The organism is Pseudomonas sp. 91RF, assembly GCF_003576265.1.
Taxonomy (GTDB): Bacteria; Pseudomonadota; Gammaproteobacteria; order Pseudomonadales; family Pseudomonadaceae; genus Aquipseudomonas; species Aquipseudomonas kribbensis.
On record NZ_QWFC01000048.1, the window covers coordinates 128,737 to 145,005 of the forward strand.

Sequence of the window (16,269 nt, forward strand, 5' to 3'; positions counted from 1 at the left end):
GCATATCAAAATCCGGACACCTGGGTAGCGGCACAATAATGGCACCTTGCCAAAACTGTTTCCGCTATCAGAGAAGACCTCCATGGGTGCCTGGCTTAGCAATATCTCGCTGAAATACAAATTCTGGGCGGTCAACGCGGTCGCCTTTGTCACCACCCTGTTGCTGGTGCTGTACGCGGTGCAGCTGGAACAACAGGCACGCAGCCATGCCGCGCAGGCCTCCGCACAGGTCCAGGCGCAGTTGCTCAAGACGTGGCCGGCCGGACAGGCGCTGCCCAAATCCGATCAGGTGCTGACCTTCAAACGCGGTGAAGCGCCGCGCCTCAACGATCAACCGCTGCTGGAAATCACCGACAGCAACGGCTGGATCGAAATCAGTCACTTGCCGTTGTTCGGTGAAAACCCGCTGCTCGGCGCCGAAGTCTTCAGCCGTGCCGATGGCCAGCAGGTCGCCGTGATCGCCTACGCCCCCAGCCTCAGCCAAGTGTTCAGCGAACGCTTCGCCAACTACGCGGTGGCGGTGTTCATCCTGATGCTGGCGATGCTCGGTGCTTCGCAGTTGCTGATCCGCTTCCTGCTCAGCCAGCTCAACACGCTCAAGGATGTGATGCTGCACGTGGAAAAAACCGGCGACCTTTCGGCCCGGGTGCCGCTGGCCTGCAAGGACGAAGTCGGTCAGATGGCCAATGCCTTCAACGCGATGCAGGCCGGCTACCAGCGCGTGGTCACCACCGTGGCCAACACCGCGCGACAACTGGACGTCGGCGCAGCGCGGCTGGCGTCGAGCATGAACGAGGTGCGCCACGGCATGCTCGGCCAACAGAGCGAAACCGATCAGGCCGCTACGGCGATCAACGAGATGACCGCTACCGTCTACCACATCGCCCAGCACGCCGGTGCCACGCGCGACCTGTCACAGACTGCCGACGGCCTGGCCGGCAGCGGTCAGCAAGTGGTCACTCGCGTTCAACATTCGATTGCCGGCCTGTCCAGCGGCGTTCAGCAGACCGCCGAAATGATCCAGCGTCTGGCCGAGGACAGCCAGAAAATCAACGGTGTGGTCAGCGTGATCCACAGCATCGCCGAACAGACCAATCTGCTGGCGCTCAATGCCGCCATTGAAGCGGCCCGCGCCGGGGAAATGGGTCGCGGGTTCGCGGTGGTCGCCGACGAGGTACGCAACCTCGCCAAACGCGTGCAGACCTCCACCGATGAAATCACCACCATGGTCTCGGCCTTGCAGGCCGGCACTCGCGACGCGGTGGATTTCATGCAGGAGAGTTCGTACAAGGCCGACGACTGCGTGCAGCAAGCGCAAGAAGCAGGAGAAGCACTGGCGGAAATCACCGGGGCGGTAGCGCAGATGCGCGAGAGCAACACGCAGATTGCGGTAGCGGCGGAACAGCAGAGCCAGGTGGCCGAAGAGATGAACCGCGCGGTGGTGAGCATTCGTGATGTGACCGAGAACACGGTGCAGCAGACCGTGGATTCGGCGACTACCAGTAACGAGCTGGCGACGCTGGCCGGGGAACTGAACAAGGCGATCGGTCAGCTGAAGCTCTAGGGGGTAAGATCAGGAATGGCCATTGTCCCTATCACTGCAATAGCCAACCTTGATTCGCCGCCCTGCCCGCCCGGGCCTATTCTTCAACCATGAACCAAACATGGATTGAGGAGCAACAACATGGGCAAACGTCACCCCAACCTTCCCGCATGGCAATGGCGCGCGTACCCGGCCAATCACCAGCATCCGACCAATCTGGTGCTGCACTTGATTGCCGTGCCGCTGTTCATCGTCGCGTTTCTGTTGATCGTCTCGGGCGTGTTCAGCCTGAGTCTGGCGAGCGTGGCGATCGGCGTGATCGGGATTGTCGCGGCGCTGGGCTTGCAGCGCCACGGCCACAGCCTGGAGGCGCAAGCCTCCGAGCCGTTCAGTGATCGCAAGGACGCGGTATCGCGCCTGCTGGTCGAGCAGTTTCTGACCTTCCCGCGCTTTCTGCTCAGCGGCGGCTGGTACCGCGCCTGGCGTGAACGCCACCGCCGGCATTGAGTCAGGCGAAGATCGTCACCGTCTGCCGGCTCATGGCGACCAGCTCGCCTTGCGCACTCCACAGCTTGGCGGCGACATGCCCATAACCGTCGGCGGCGTACTCGATGTCCGCCAGATACTGGCACCAGTCCAGCGTGCTCAAATCGTGTAACGGCTGAACGAATTCGATGGTCCAGGTCAGTGTGCTGCCCGGTGCCGGCTTCTTCAGATACGGCAACAGCGCCGGCGGCCAGGCATCGACCAGTGCCAGCAGGTGCGACTCGTTGACCGGCTCTTCCTTCACATCCCCACGCAAGCGCACCCATCCGCCCATCAGCCGCGATTGAATGCCGGTGAACGGCATGCCGCCGACACTCCAGCGCATCGCCAGATGACGCATGAATTCCGGGGTCACGCCTTTGATGTACGGTAGCTCCTGGCAGTCGTCCCAGTGTTTCATCTCGGGTGCCGGATAGGCTGCAACTGCCACTTCCGAAGGACGCGAAGCACCGAAGCTGCCTTGCACCATCGTCACCACCTGGCCGTTCTGCACGGCGCGCCCCAGCACCTGAATGACTGCTTTGCCTTCGCGCAACACCTCAACCTCGAAGCTCACCGGTACTTCGGGCTCGACCGGGCCGACGAAGGTGATCGCCAGCGAACGCACCGGCCGTTCGGCTGGCACCCGAGTGCGCATCACTTCAAATTGCAGTGCGGCAACCAACCCGCCAAAACTGGCCCGGCCCTGGCCCCACTCGGCCGGAATGGTGACCTCCGGTTGACGGCGGACAGCATCGATCAGATCGCAGAAGCGCATGGGAACCTCGGACACGAAAAAGGGAATGACCGGATCTTAACCAGCGCGGCAGAGCGGCGCAGCGTCCATTCCGGTCAAAGAGACTGACAGATAAGACAGCCGCGCCGGGCTGTAGAGAAATTCAGGATTTGAAGCAGGCGGCGCTGAGTTTTTCCAGCACCCGGTCAGCCTTGCTTTCGGCCTTGATCATGGTGGCCTGCCAGGTGGCGACGCAGGGTTGCAGATCCGCTTCGTGCTCGGCTTTCGCCAGCCATTGCCAGCAATCGTGCCAGTCACCCAGGGCGCCCTGTGCGGACTTCAGGCGAGACAGCGCCGCTTTTGGCAGGCGATCGAGTTCGGGATAAGCCTCGATGCCGTAACGCACACGCTTGATCAGCAGGCGCAGACGATGGCGGTCGTGGGCCGGATCGTGCAGCGCCACGTCGAGGTTCTTCCATTGTTTGCCCAGGCGTTTTTCGATGCGTTTGTCCAGATCATCGAGCAGTCCCTGACGCTGGGACGCCCGCAGGAAACGCGGAAACGCATCGAGGATCATCAGCAGCGAAGCCACTTCCGCACTGGCCGCCAATGCCGGATAAGCCTCGGCCATCTGCGCCATGCGCCGCTGCGCGGCTTCAGGCTGACCATGTTCGAGCAGGTACGCCGCCAGCACCTCGCGATCACGCCATGGCGTGGTCACTTGCCCGACACCGGCCGCCGCGACTTCCAGTTGCTCGACACCGGGCAAACCGCGCAATGGCCGCAACAGGCTACGCAAGCGGCGCACGGTGGTTCGCAGATCATGCAGCGCCTCAGGGTCGGTCCGGGCGGTCAAACGTGCCTGACAGGCCAGCAGCCTGACTTCCAGGCTCAGGACATGAGCCACCAACCGGTCGACCAACGCAGACATTACTTGCTCCTGAATTCAATGGCACTGCATGAGTGTGTACCTGCGCAGGGCACCTGCACTTGCGCTGCGTCAGCAGCTTAGCGCCCGGCGCGGGATTCGCGAATGTAGAAACGCGCCTTCTCGGCTTTTTTGCTGCAACCCTCGAATCCCTCGAATTGCTGCTGAGTCTTGGCTGCGGTCAGCAACGACAGGGCCTTGGAGTAACTCACCGTACCGGCAAAACCCTCGGCCTTGGCCAGATCCAGCTCATGCCACGCCGCGTCGAGCTGGCTGCCGCAGCTGTCGCGGTAGGCCGTCTTGCCGGCGCAACCGGCCAATGCCAGAGCAATCAAGGGCACACAGATCCAGGCTTTCATCACTTACACCTCAAAGATAGGTCAACAGTCGTGCAATTAAGACGTTGGGGCGGTGAAAAAGTGCCTTGTGCCCCGCGAATCCACCGCACGGCAAAAGATAACGCCAGCGGGTCATGAAGTATCGAAATAACGACGCCAGGGCCACCCCGAACGACCCTGACGATTGTAGCCCGGCCCTCGATGGGTGCATTGTGGAAACCTGTCGGGGAGGAAGTCTGATGAAAAAGCGTGTCGCACTGGTGCTGGGCTCCGGTGGCGCCCGGGGCTATGCCCATATCGGGGTCATCGAGGAGATCGAACGGCGTGGTTACGACATCGCCTGCATTGCCGGTTGTTCGATGGGGGCGGTGGTTGGCGGCATCTACGCCGCCGGCAAGCTCGACGAGTACCGACGCTGGATCGAAGGCCTGGATTACCTCGATGTGCTGCGGCTGGTGGACGTGAGTTTCCGCCTCGGGGCGATCCGTGGCGAAAAGGTCTTCGGCCAGATCCGCAAGATCGTCGGCGAGATCAACATCGAAGAGCTGCGCATCCCCTACACGGCGGTCGCCGCCGACCTCACCAACCAGCAGGAAATCTGGTTTCAGGAAGGCTGCCTGCATCAGGCGATGCGCGCCTCGGCGGCGATTCCCAGCCTGTTCACCCCCGTGATGCAGGGCAACCGGATGCTGGTGGACGGCGGCATTCTCAATCCATTGCCGATCGTGCCGGTGGTGTCGAGCCACTGCGATCTGATCATCGCGGTCAATCTCAACTCGACCAACCAGCGCCATTACAAATTGCCGGTGATTCAGCGCCCGGCTGCGTTTCGTAGCCGCTTCGACAATCTGATCAGCTCACTCGGTTCGAAGATGCCGTTCCGCCGCACACAAGCCGAGCAACTGCTGCGACTGGAACAGGAAGCGCTGCGTGCCGAGGCCGCCGAGATCAATCCGTGGGTCGAAGGCGCGGAGCCCGAAACCCAGCAACCGGCCGCCGCTCCCGAACGCGACGGCGCACCGAAATCCGCCACCGGTTCGTTCATCATCGATAACGTCGGGCCGGCGTCGTTGCTGGATCTGATCAACCAGAGTTTCGAGGTGATGCAGACCTCGCTGGCGCAATACAAGATCGCCGGGTATCCCCCGGACATCCTGATCAACGTGCCGAAGCGGGTCTGCCGGTTCTTCGAGTTCTACAAGGCCCCGGAGCTGATCGCGCTAGGCCGGGAGATCGCCCGGGACACCCTCGACCGTTATGAGAGCGAGCAGAGCTAAACGCTGTTCTCGTTCAACAATCGATAGCCGACGCCGGCCTCGGTCACGATGAATCGTGGCCGGGTCGGATCGTCCGCCAGTTTCTGCCGCAAATGGCCGACGACGATCCGCAGGTAGTGACTGTCCTCGGTGTGGGTCGGCCCCCAGATGTCCTTGAGCAATTGCTGCTGTGTGATGACTCGTCCCGGGTGCCGCGCCAGTTGCGCGAGCACCGCGTATTCCTTGCGGGTCAACGCAACTTCGACGCCGTCGAGCAGCACCCGTCGATAGGCCAGGTCCACCGTCAGCGGGCCGAAGGCCAGCGCTGCCTGTTGCGCCTCTCCAGCCGGGGCCTGGCGCAACAATGCACGGACCCGGGCAAGAAACTCCTGAATGCCGAACGGCTTGGTCACGTAATCATTGGCGCCGCCATCCAGCGCCTGGACTTTCTGCCCTTCGCTGGCCCGCACCGACAGCACCAGCACCGGTGCCGTGGCCCACTCGCGAAACTCGCGCAGCACTTGCTGGCCGTCCATGTCCGGCAGGCCGAGGTCGAGCACCAGCAGGTCGGGCTTGTTCAGCGCCGCCTGGGCCAGGCCCTCGGCCCCGGTGCCGGCTTCCAGCACTTTGTAGCCTTGCGAGGCAAGGCTGATGCGCAGGAACTTGCGGATCTGCGGTTCATCGTCGATGACCAAAATGGTCGCGGTCTGAGTCATGAGTTCACATCAACACAAAAGATTGGCAAGAGAGTAGCGCAGGCGGATTCAGGCTTCACCGTCCATCCCCGGTTGCGTCTGCAAAGGCAGGTGCAGGGTGATGCAGGTACCGCGTCCGTCGATACCGTCGCCGACACTGATCCGCCCGCCATGGGCGCCGACCATGCCCTGACAGATCGCCAGCCCCAGGCCCGTGCCCTGCCCGCCGCGATCGCCTCGGGCGGCGGTGTAGAACATGTCGAAAATCTTCGCTCGCTCATCGACGGGAATCCCCGGCCCTTCATCGCTGACCGAGAAAAACACCTCGCTGTCATCCGCCCCGGCACGCAGCTGCAGACGGCCGTGGGACGGCGAGAATCGTGCGGCGTTCTCCAGCACATTCACCAGCGCCTGCTCGATCAACGCCGCATGGACGAACAGCAGCGGCAACTCGGCCGGTACATCGGTGCTGACTTGCAACGACGACAACACCGCGCGCAGACGATTGAGCGCACTGCCGACGATGTCCGCCGGCGACACCCAGTCCCGCGCCAGTTTCAACGCACCATGCCCGAGGCGGGTCATGTCCAGCAGGTTCTGGATGTAACGGTCGAGACGCTCGGCTTCATCGCGGGTGCCTTCGAGCAATTCGCGACGATCCTCCAGCGGGATCGCTTCACCGAGGGCCAACAGGCTATCGATGCTGCCGCGCATCGAGGTCAGCGGCGTGCGCAGATCGTGGGACACCGAGGCCAGCAAGGCACTGCGCAGTTGCTCGGTTTCTCCGTGCAGACGCGCGGCTTCCAGGTCATCGGCCAGTTGCGCACGGGCCAGTGCCTGAGCCAATGGCTGGCTCAACGCGGTCAGCAAGCGACGACGCTGGCCGCTCAAGGTCTGGCCTTCTTTGGCACACACACCGAGCAGCGCCAGCGGCCCGTCTTCCACCGACAGCGGCCACCACCACCAACGCCCGAATGGCAGCGTGCCGGTGCCCATGCCCGCCGGTTGATCGTGCTGCCAGGCCCAGTCGGCGGCAGCGCGTTCGGATTCAGTGAACTGCAACGGCCCGCCGGTTTCGACTTTCCAGCCGCCCTGCCCGTCGCGGTTGAGCAGGCACAGTTGCAGATCGCTCCAGCCATTGAGGTGCTGGGCGGCGGCGCTGACTACGGCCTGACGGTCGGTGGCGGCGGTGAGTTTGCGCGACAGGTCGAGCAGCTCGGTGGTCTCTTCCTGGGTATCGCGCAACGCCTGCAATTGCCGACGCTGACGCGCCGCCAGGTTACCGGTGAGCGCCGCCATCAGCAGGAAGAACAGCAAGGTCAGTACGTCTTCTTCACGCTGGATGGCGAAGGAAAAATTCGGCGGGATGAACAGAAAGTCATAGGTCAGAAACGACAGTGCCGCACAGGCCAGCGAAGGCCCCAGGCTGCTGCGCACCGCCACCAGCAACACCGCCGCGAGGAACACCAGCGAGATATTTGGCAGCGGCAAGACACTTGATACCGCCCACGCCAGTGCACTGGCCAGAATGGTCGCCACCAGCGCCAGCGCATAGTCGAACCAGACCAGTGTCGGCGCCGTCCGCAGGCGTGGCGCGTGCTGCTCGTGATCGCTGTCCAGCACGTTGATTTCCAGGCCGTGGGACTGACGCAACAGACGCGCCGCCAGTCCACCACCGAACAAGCGCCGGCGCAGGCTCGGCCGCGACTGGCCGACCAGCACCAGACTGGCCCGGCGCTCGGTAGCGTGCTGGATCAGGGTCTTGGCCACTTCGCCGGCCCGCAACAGCACCACTTCCCCGCCGAGGCGTTCGGCCAGTTGCTGGGCGCCTTGCAGGCGCAGACGTGATTGCTCGTCGCGCACGCTGCCGTTGTCGACGTGCACCAGGCTCCACGGCAAATGCCGGCGCTGGGCGACACGGCTGGCGTGACGCACCAGACGCTCGGCATCAGCGTTGCCGTCGACCCCGACCAGCAGCCGACCACGCACTGCCGGCGCGGCCTGACCGAGCTTGCGGTAGCCCTGGGCCAGATCGTTGTCGACCTGCGCCGCCGCGGTCTGCATCGCCAGTTCTCGCAGCGCGGTGAGATTGGTTTGAGTGAAAAACGCATCGATCGCGGCCCGGGCCTGCTCCGGCACGTAGACCTTGCCTTCGCGCAAGCGCTCGAGCAGTTCCCGGGGCGGCAGGTCGATCAACAGTAGTTCGTAGGCTTCCTGCAGCACCCAGTCCGGCAGGGTTTCGCGCACCTGCACGCCGGTGATGCCACGCACCTGATCGTTGAGGCTTTCCAGGTGCTGGACGTTGACCGTGGTATAGACGTCGATACCGGCGGCGAGCAGTTCCTGAATGTCCTGCCAGCGTTTGGTGTGCCGACTGCCGGGGGCGTTGCTGTGGGCGAGTTCATCGACCAGCACCAGTTTCGGCTTGGCGGCGAGCAGACCGTCGAGGTCCATTTCCTCCAGCGTCACGCCACGGTATTCCGAACGCACCAGCGGCAGTTGCGGCAAGCCGCCAAGCAGCGCCTCGGTTTCGGCACGGCCGTGGGTTTCGACCACACCAGCGATGACTTTCACGCCCTGGCGCAGCTGACTATGGGCGGCCTGCAGCATGGCGAAGGTCTTGCCCACGCCCGGCGCAGCGCCGAGGAAAACCTTGAGCCGGCCGCGTCCGTCGCGGGGCAGTTCTGCTAACAGCGCGTCGGCGCGGCCGGAGTCACTCATGCTTGAAGCTCTCTTCCTGAAGGATTCATTACAGCTTTTCCAGCGCCATGTTCAACGCCAGCACATTCACCACCGGCGGGCCCACCAGCGGCTGTTCGATGTGCGCGTCGAGCAACTGCTGCAAGGTTGCCACCGGCAAGTTGCGCGCGTGGGCGACACGCGCCAGTTGATAGGCAATCGCGGCCGGTGGCAAGTGCGGATCGAGACCGCTGCCGGACGTGGTCAACAGCGCCAATGGCACCGGGCCCTGACCGGGCACCTGCAACTTGTTGGCGTCATCGATCACCCGGGTGGCCAACGCCGGATTGCTCGGCGCCAGGTTACTCGCGCTGCTCGAAACGGTGGCAAAGGCACCGGCCGAAGGACGTGGATGGAACCAGGCATCGCCGACAAAGTCCTGGGCGATCAGGGACGAGCCGCGCACCTTGCCTTCGGCATCGCGCACCAGACTGCCGTTGGCCTGTTCGGGGAAGGCGACCTGGGCAACGCCGGTGACGACCAGTGGATAGGCAACGCCGGTGACCAGGGTCATCAGCACCAGCAGGCTCAGGGCCGGACGTAACATTGTGGACATTTCAAAATCCTCGAATTCGTGCTTGAAGCGGTGTGCCCGGCACACCGCTGTTCAGGTTCAAACCAGATGCAACGCCGTCAACAGCATGTCGATCGCCTTGATCCCCACGAACGGCACCAGAATCCCGCCCAGGCCATAGATCAGCAGGTTGCGGCGCAGCAGCGCCGCCGCACTCGCGGCCTGCACCCGCACGCCGCGCAGGGCCAGCGGAATCAGCACGACAATGATCAAAGCGTTAAAGACGATGGCCGACAGGATCGCGCTCTGCGGGCTGCTCAAGTGCATGATGTTCAGCACGCCCAGTTGCGGGTAGATCGCAGCGAACAGTGCCGGCAGGATCGCGAAGTACTTGGCCACGTCGTTGGCGATAGAAAAGGTCGTCAATGCGCCGCGGGTCACCAGCAATTCCTTGCCGATCTGCACCACGTCCAGCAGCTTGGTCGGATCGCTGTCGAGGTCGACCATGTTGGCCGCTTCGCGTGCGGCTTGCGTGCCGTCATTCATCGCCATGCCGACATCAGCCTGGGCCAGCGCCGGAGCATCGTTGGCGCCGTCGCCGCACATGGCGACCAGACGACCGTCGTTCTGCTCGTGGCGGATGCGCGCCAGTTTCTTCTCTGGTGTGGCTTCGGCCAACACGTCATCGACGCCTGCTTCAGCGGCAATCGCGGCAGCGGTCAACGGGTTGTCGCCGGTGACCATCACCGTGCGGATCCCCAGTTTGCGCAGCTCGGCGAAACGCTCGCGGATGCCCGGCTTGACCACGTCTTTCAGATGGATCGCACCGAGCAGTTTGCCGTCGGCACAGACCAGCAACGGGGTGCCGCCGCTCTGGGCGATCTTGTCGATTTCACGGGACAGCGCCGGGGCCAGATCCTTGCGTTGTTGACCAAGGAACGCCAGCAGCGAATCCACCGCGCCCTTGCGGAATACACGGCCCTGATAATCGACGCCGGACAAGCGGGTTTCGGCGCTGAAGGGCACGGCAGTCAGAGTTTCCGGTGCCGGTTCCGGCTGCGGATTGGAGCCGCGCAGGTATTCGACGATGGACTTGCCTTCGGCGGTCTCGTCGGCCAGCGAGGCGAACAGCGCGCCTTCGGCCAGCTCTCGGGCATTCACACCCGGGGCGGCATACACTGCGCTGCAGCGACGGTTGCCGAAGGTGATGGTGCCGGTCTTGTCCAGCAGCAACACGTGCACATCACCCGCCGCTTCCACTGCGCGACCGGACTTGGCGATGACGTTCAGACGCACCAGACGATCCATCCCGGCGATACCGATGGCCGACAGCAAGCCGCCGATGGTGGTCGGAATCAGCGTGACCAACAGCGCCACCAGGAACACCAGCGGCAGGCTGCCGTTGGCGAAGTGGGCGAACGGTTGCAGGGTCACGACCACCAGCAGGAAGATCAGGGTCAGACCGATCAGCAGGATGTCCAGCGCCACTTCGTTCGGGGTCTTCTGGCGTTTTGCACCTTCGACCAGCGCGATCATGCGGTCCAGAGTCGACTCGCCGGGGTTGGCGGTGATCTTCACCAGCAGCCAGTCGGACACCAGCCGTGTGTTGCCGGTGACGGCGGAACGGTCGCCGCCGGATTCACGGATCACCGGAGCGGATTCACCGGTAATCGCCGCTTCGTTGACTGCCGCGATACCTTCGATGACCTCGCCGTCACCGGGGATCATTTCCCCGGCTTCAACGCGCACCACATCGCCCTTGCGCAGGCTGGCGGCGGGCACCACCTGAAAGCTGCCGTTGGCCAGTTTGCGTCGGGCGCTCAGGCCTTCGCTGCCGGCCTTGAGGCTGTCGGCGCGGGCCTTGCCGCGACCTTCGGCCAGTGCTTCGGCGAAGTTGGCGAACAGCACGGTGAACCATAACCACAGGGCGATTTGCGCCGCGACAAAAGTCGGTACGACGTTGTCCGGGATGAAGCACAGCACGGTGGTGAAAATCGCGGTCAGTTCGACCACCAGCATCACCGGCGAGCGCACCAGCTGGCGCGGGTCGAGCTTGACGAACGCTTGCACCAGCGCCGGGCGCCACAGGGTGCTGATCGCGGTTTTGGGCGCTTCTGCCGACTTGGCAGCTACCGCAGGTTTTGAAGCTGGAACATGCATATTCATGATGGATTCCTTAGAAGCCCATGCTCAGGTGTTCGGCAATCGGGCCGAGCGCCAGGGTCGGCAAGAAGGTCAGGCCGCCCACCAGCAAAATGGTCACGGTCAACAGGGTCACGAACAGCGGGCCGTGGGTCGGGAAGCTGTTCTGGCCGATCGGCGCGGTTTTCTTCATCGCCAGACTGCCGGCCAGGGCCAGTACCGGGAGGATGTAACCGAAACGACCGATCAACATGCCCAGGCCCAGCATCAGGTTGTGGAACGGGGTGTTGGCACTCAGGCCACCGAACGCCGAACCGTTGTTGGCACTGGCCGAGGTGTAGGCGTACAGCAACTGGCTGAAACCATGGGGGCCGGGGTTGCTGATGGTCGCCGCAGGGCCTGGCAGTGCTGCGGCAATCGCCCCCAGCACCAGCACGCCGACCGGCATCACCAGCAAGGTCACGACCAGCAATTGCACTTCGCGGGCCTGGAGTTTCTTGCCGAGGTATTCCGGGGTGCGGCCGATCATCAGGCCGGCGAGGAACACCGCGATCAGCACGTTCAGCAACATGCCGTAGAGCCCGGCACCGACGCCGCCGAAGATCACTTCGCCGACCATCATGTTGACCAGCGCCACCATGCCGCTGAGCGGGTTGAGGCTGTCATGCATGCCGTTGACCGAACCGTTCGACGCCGCAGTGGTGGTCACCGACCAAAGCACGGTGGCAGTGGTGCCGAAGCGCGATTCCTTTCCTTCCAGCGGCGCGGTCTGTTCGACGGCCACGTTGTTCAGCGCAGGGTTCGGCTGATACTCGGCCCACATCGAAGTAGCGCCGCCAATCAGGAACAGCGCGAGCATGCAGCCGATGATGGCGCGGCTCTGACGCAGGTCCTTGACGTAGTGACCGAAGGTGAACACCAACGCCACCGGAATGAGGATGATCGAGGTGACTTCAAACAGGTTGCTCCACGCAGTCGGGTTCTCGAACGGATGCGCCGAGTTGACCCCGAAGAAACCACCGCCGTTGGTACCCAGTTGCTTGATCGCAATCTGGCTGGCTGCGGGGCCGAGCGGGATCACCTGATCGACGCCTTGCATCGTCACCGCATTCACGTATTGCGCGAAGGTCTGCGGCACGCCCTGCCACACCAGGTACAGCGCCAGCAGCAAGCACAGTGGCAGCAGTCCGTAGAGGGTGGCGCGGGTCATGTCGGCCCAGAAGTTGCCCAGGGTCTTGGTGGATTTGCGACCGATGCCACGGCACAACGCGACGAGCACGGCGAGGCCGGTGGCGGCGCTGACGAAGTTCTGCACGGTGAGGCCGACCATCTGGCTCAGGTAGCTGAGGGTCGCCTCACCGCTGTAGGACTGCCAGTTGGTGTTGGTCATGAAACTGACGGCGGTGTTGAACGCCTGGGTCCACTCCTGGCCCGGCAGGTTTTGCGGGTTGAGCGGCAGGTGGTCCTGGAACAACAGGATCGCGAACAACAGCAGGAAACCCGCGAGGTTGAACGCCAGCAGCGCCAGCGTGTACTTCTGCCAGCTCTGTTCGGCCTGCGGATCGACCCCGGCAATGCGGTAACAGCCGCGCTCGACCGGACCGAGAATCGGCGTCAGCCAGGTGCGCTGACCTTCCATCACCTTGTAGTAGAAGCGCCCGAGGAACGGCGCCGGCAGCAACACCAACGCGAAAAACGCGAGGATCTGCCAATAGTCATAACTGTGCATAGCCGCTCCTAGTTCCGGTCCGCGCGCAACAGCGCAACCAACAGATAAATGAACAGCCCCACTGCCAGCAGCAGGGACACCCCGTCCAGAACGCTCATGGAAGATCTCCGTGTTACGGCGTATTGCCGCGTGTGGAGGCATTGTCGGAAAGGAGGCTGTAAAGGAACGAGACCGAGGGTGCGGGCGGGGCATAAAGAATGCGTAAAGAGTGGGTTTATGCCTTCTTTACGACTGTTCCCGATGGCCGACGCACCTGACTGGCGCACAGAAATGTGGCTATCGAGTCGCGAACATCCCCGATACGACAGCTTTCAGCCCATTACGACTTGCCAATACAAAATGGCACGCCCACTGCACACGCCCTCCCCCGAGCTTTCCAAACCGTTCAGGGAGCAAACGCATGAACACACAACTCAAACCCACGCTGGGCACGCTGCACCTGTGGGGCATCGCGGTGGGGCTGGTGATTTCCGGGGAGTATTTCGGCTGGAGCTATGGCTGGGGCGTCGCCGGAACACTGGGCTTTCTGGTGACCTCGTTCATGGTCGCGACCATGTACACCTGCTTCATTTTCAGCTTCACCGAACTGACCACGGCGATTCCGCACGCGGGCGGGCCGTTTGCCTACAGTCGCCGGGCTTTCGGTGAAAAAGGCGGATTGATCGCAGGCCTGGCGACGCTGATCGAATTTGTCTTCGCCCCACCTGCCATTGCCTTGGCAATTGGCGCCTACCTCAACGTGCAGTTTCCGGCTCTCGATCCGAAACACGCAGCGGTCGGCGCGTATATCGTGTTCATGGGGTTGAACATCCTCGGTGTGAAACTGGCGGCGACCTTCGAGTTGATCGTCTGCGTGCTGGCTGTCGCCGAGTTGCTGGTGTTCATGGGCGTGGTCGCACCCGCCTTCAGCTTCAGCAACTTTGCCCTCAATGGCTGGGCCGGCGCGGACGTGTTCGGCGCACCGGCGATTGCCGGGATGTTCGCGGCGATCCCGTTTGCGATCTGGTTCTTCCTCGCGATTGAAGGCGCGGCCATGGCGGCCGAAGAAGCCAAGGATCCGAAACGCACGATTCCCAAGGCTTACATCAGCGGCATCCTGACCCTGGTGCTGCTGGCGATGGGCGTGATGTTCTTTGCCGGCGGCGTCGGCGACTGGCGCACCCTGTCGAACATCAACGATCCGTTGCCACAGGCGATGAAAGCGGTGGTCGGCGACAATTCCGGCTGGCTGCACATGCTGGTGTGGATCGGTCTGTTCGGGCTGGTGGCGAGTTTCCACGGGATCATTCTTGGTTACTCGCGGCAGTTTTTCGCCCTCGCCCGCGCCGGTTACCTGCCCGCCTCGCTGGCGAAGCTGTCGCGTTTCCAGACGCCGCACCGGGCGATCATCGCCGGCGGAATCATCGGCATTGCCGCCATTTACAGCGACGGCCTGATCAACCTCGGCGGCATGACCCTCACTGCCGCAATGATCACCATGGCCGTGTTCGGCGCCATCGTGATGTACATCATGAGCATGCTCAGTCTGTTCAAGCTGCGCAAAACCGAACCGAATCTGGAGCGGACTTTCCGTGCGCCGTGCTATCCGCTGATCCCGTTCATCGCGCTGGTGCTGGCGGTGGTGTGCCTGGTGGCGATGGCCTGGTTCAACGCACTGATCGGACTGATCTTCCTCGGTTTCATGGCGGTCGGATTCGGCTATTTCCTGCTCACTGGCCAGTTGCGCGCGAACGCGCCGGCCGATGCGATGCTGACCGGTCAATAGAAGCTGTGCGGGTGTACCGGGCATAACCGGCCTAGAATGGAACCACTGTGATTTCCCATCGCTCAAACGTGGTAAGCAGCATCGCTGGCGAAATCCTCGCCCGTAGACCTGCCATTAAGGAGAGCCGCTATGCCCTGGTATGCCTGGTTGATTCTGGTCGTTGCAATCGGCTCGATCGTCGGTGGTCTGATGATGCTGCGCGACACCGCCAACAAGGTCGAACTGACCGAAGAACAACGTCAACGCGTTGCCGAGCGCAATGCCGAAGCGGACATCAAGGACGCGCAGGACCGCTGAACGAAAAACCCCGCCTGAATCGGCGGGGTTTGTTTTTTGGTCGCGGTCACTTTTCCCATTCGGCCCTGGCAATGTGCAAGCCGTGCAGGCCTTTGTACGCCGCGCGTTCCGGTGAACTCCAGCCTTCGAGCAACGACTCGTCCAGCCGATAGATTTCCACACCCAGCGGACGGCACACGCTCAACGGATCCTGCGCATCCGGCCCCCACATCGCCAGCGACAAATCACCGCCAGGACATGTCGACAGCGCACACAGCAAATCGATTTCCGCGAAGAATTCCAGATAATCGCCCTTCTGCGCCGGGCAGGCCTTCATGAAGTACAGGTCATCGTGATTCAGTCCCGTGCACTGAAAGATATTCAGCACGTCGTGCACGTCGAACTCGGTCAGACCGTGCGGTAGAACGGCGCGGGTCAGGTTGGAATGGCAATGATGATGGAAGTCTTCGCCGGTGAGCATCTTGTTCACGTAGGGATCACAACGTGTACCGAGCAAATCGTGCAGGCGCCCGCCATGCTCATCGATGCCGTAATCGGCGAGGCTGTCGTCGGTAATGGTCACCAGCGGTCGCAGAAAAGGCAGGTTGGACCAGAGGCGGTCATGGGTACTGACATGGGCACCCTGCAGTTGTCGGGTGCGCGCCGCCCACATTCGCTCACGCGGATCGTGGGCATTCCACACATTGAAGTCGCCCACCTGAGGCCCCACCGGTGTGGTGACACGAAACACATGCCCCGCCGGAACATGCCAGGCACGACCGGTGCGAATCGGCACTTCGAATTGCTCGATCAGGGTCCGCGCATCCTTGCTGTCGCGAATCCGCTCGTAGAACGGTGCATTGACCTGCAAGGCCGAGCCTTTACTGACTTGATAGGCGGCCGGATAGTCTTTGTACATGGTTCTCCTGCTCCTTCGGTGATGGCAACTTTGTGAGCTGCAACCACTATCCGTGCCAACCGTTGATGGCTGTTACGAACTTGTTGGATTCACCGGCAGGCTTTTTAGAAGTAGAAGTACAGTCACCATTCAATTTGCATTGGTTAAGATGGCGGTCTTGTTGC

At 62.7% G+C, this 16,269-nt stretch carries 15 protein-coding genes; 5 read left to right on the top strand and 10 right to left on the bottom strand.

Translation table 11 applies throughout. The annotated features are described in order from the left end of the window. Nucleotides 1-82: 82 nt before the first annotated feature. Nucleotides 83-1,564, top strand: a complete 1,482-nt coding sequence (locus DXT77_RS25470; RefSeq protein ID WP_119429645.1) for a methyl-accepting chemotaxis protein — start codon at nucleotides 83-85, stop codon at nucleotides 1,562-1,564. 120 nt (nucleotides 1,565-1,684) lie between these two features. Further along, nucleotides 1,685-2,050 carry an Mpo1-like protein gene (locus tag DXT77_RS25475; RefSeq protein ID WP_119429646.1) on the top strand — a complete coding sequence of 122 codons (366 nt, stop codon included), beginning with the start codon at nucleotides 1,685-1,687 and terminating at the stop codon, nucleotides 2,048-2,050. 1 nt (nucleotide 2,051) lies between these two features. Here the strand turns inward: DXT77_RS25475 and DXT77_RS25480 are convergent, their stop codons facing one another. The 3 genes from DXT77_RS25480 to DXT77_RS25490 all read right to left on the bottom strand — a co-directional run bounded on the left by DXT77_RS25480 (nucleotide 2,052) and on the right by DXT77_RS25490 (nucleotide 4,091). Further along, nucleotides 2,052-2,846, bottom strand: a complete 795-nt coding sequence (locus DXT77_RS25480) for an acyl-CoA thioesterase II (RefSeq protein ID WP_119429647.1) — start codon at nucleotides 2,844-2,846, stop codon at nucleotides 2,052-2,054. A gap of 121 nt (nucleotides 2,847-2,967) precedes the next feature. Further along, the gene (locus DXT77_RS25485; protein ID WP_119429648.1) at nucleotides 2,968-3,735 is read right to left on the bottom strand and encodes a CHAD domain-containing protein; all 768 of its coding nucleotides are present in this window, start codon (nucleotides 3,733-3,735) and stop codon (nucleotides 2,968-2,970) included. Between the two features lie 77 nt (nucleotides 3,736-3,812). Further along, entirely contained in the window at nucleotides 3,813-4,091 is a 279-nt protein-coding gene (locus tag DXT77_RS25490) for a hypothetical protein (RefSeq protein WP_041069470.1), read from the bottom strand. A gap of 218 nt (nucleotides 4,092-4,309) precedes the next feature. Here DXT77_RS25490 and DXT77_RS25495 point away from each other — a divergent pair, with 218 nt between their 5' ends. Then, nucleotides 4,310-5,347 carry a patatin-like phospholipase family protein gene (locus DXT77_RS25495; RefSeq protein ID WP_119429649.1) on the top strand — a complete coding sequence of 346 codons (1,038 nt, stop codon included), beginning with the start codon at nucleotides 4,310-4,312 and terminating at the stop codon, nucleotides 5,345-5,347. On the opposite strand, the gene DXT77_RS25500 is transcribed toward DXT77_RS25495, so the two are convergent. From DXT77_RS25500 to kdpF, 6 genes are read right to left on the bottom strand one after another with little or no spacing between them, the layout of a single operon-like run. Then, the gene (locus DXT77_RS25500; protein ID WP_119429650.1) at nucleotides 5,344-6,042 is read right to left on the bottom strand and encodes a response regulator; all 699 of its coding nucleotides are present in this window, start codon (nucleotides 6,040-6,042) and stop codon (nucleotides 5,344-5,346) included. The two genes, DXT77_RS25495 and DXT77_RS25500, sit on opposite strands and share 4 nt — an antisense overlap. A gap of 48 nt (nucleotides 6,043-6,090) precedes the next feature. Then, nucleotides 6,091-8,742, bottom strand: a complete 2,652-nt coding sequence (locus DXT77_RS25505; protein ID WP_119429651.1) for a sensor histidine kinase KdpD — start codon at nucleotides 8,740-8,742, stop codon at nucleotides 6,091-6,093. A gap of 28 nt (nucleotides 8,743-8,770) precedes the next feature. Next, nucleotides 8,771-9,316: a potassium-transporting ATPase subunit KdpC gene (kdpC, locus tag DXT77_RS25510; protein ID WP_119429652.1), complete on the bottom strand. Its 546-nt coding sequence runs from the start codon at nucleotides 9,314-9,316 to the stop codon at nucleotides 8,771-8,773. 57 nt (nucleotides 9,317-9,373) lie between these two features. Then, nucleotides 9,374-11,440 carry a potassium-transporting ATPase subunit KdpB gene (kdpB, locus tag DXT77_RS25515; protein WP_119429653.1) on the bottom strand — a complete coding sequence of 689 codons (2,067 nt, stop codon included), beginning with the start codon at nucleotides 11,438-11,440 and terminating at the stop codon, nucleotides 9,374-9,376. 10 nt (nucleotides 11,441-11,450) lie between these two features. Next, nucleotides 11,451-13,145 carry a potassium-transporting ATPase subunit KdpA gene (gene kdpA / locus DXT77_RS25520; protein ID WP_119429654.1) on the bottom strand — a complete coding sequence of 565 codons (1,695 nt, stop codon included), beginning with the start codon at nucleotides 13,143-13,145 and terminating at the stop codon, nucleotides 11,451-11,453. Nucleotides 13,146-13,153: 8 nt separating this feature from the next. Continuing rightward, the gene (kdpF, locus tag DXT77_RS25525) at nucleotides 13,154-13,243 is read right to left on the bottom strand and encodes a K(+)-transporting ATPase subunit F (RefSeq protein ID WP_007899818.1); all 90 of its coding nucleotides are present in this window, start codon (nucleotides 13,241-13,243) and stop codon (nucleotides 13,154-13,156) included. A gap of 302 nt (nucleotides 13,244-13,545) precedes the next feature. On the opposite strand from kdpF, the gene eat reads away from it, so the two are divergent. Further along, nucleotides 13,546-14,910: an ethanolamine permease gene (gene eat / locus DXT77_RS25530; protein ID WP_119429655.1), complete on the top strand. Its 1,365-nt coding sequence runs from the start codon at nucleotides 13,546-13,548 to the stop codon at nucleotides 14,908-14,910. A gap of 129 nt (nucleotides 14,911-15,039) precedes the next feature. Next, on the top strand, nucleotides 15,040-15,207 hold the full coding sequence (locus DXT77_RS25535; protein ID WP_065257130.1) for a DUF2897 family protein: 168 nt from the start codon (nucleotides 15,040-15,042) through the stop codon (nucleotides 15,205-15,207). A gap of 46 nt (nucleotides 15,208-15,253) precedes the next feature. On the opposite strand, the gene DXT77_RS25540 is transcribed toward DXT77_RS25535, so the two are convergent. Next, nucleotides 15,254-16,105: a DUF1989 domain-containing protein gene (locus tag DXT77_RS25540; RefSeq protein ID WP_119429656.1), complete on the bottom strand. Its 852-nt coding sequence runs from the start codon at nucleotides 16,103-16,105 to the stop codon at nucleotides 15,254-15,256. Nucleotides 16,106-16,269 lie beyond the last annotated feature (164 nt).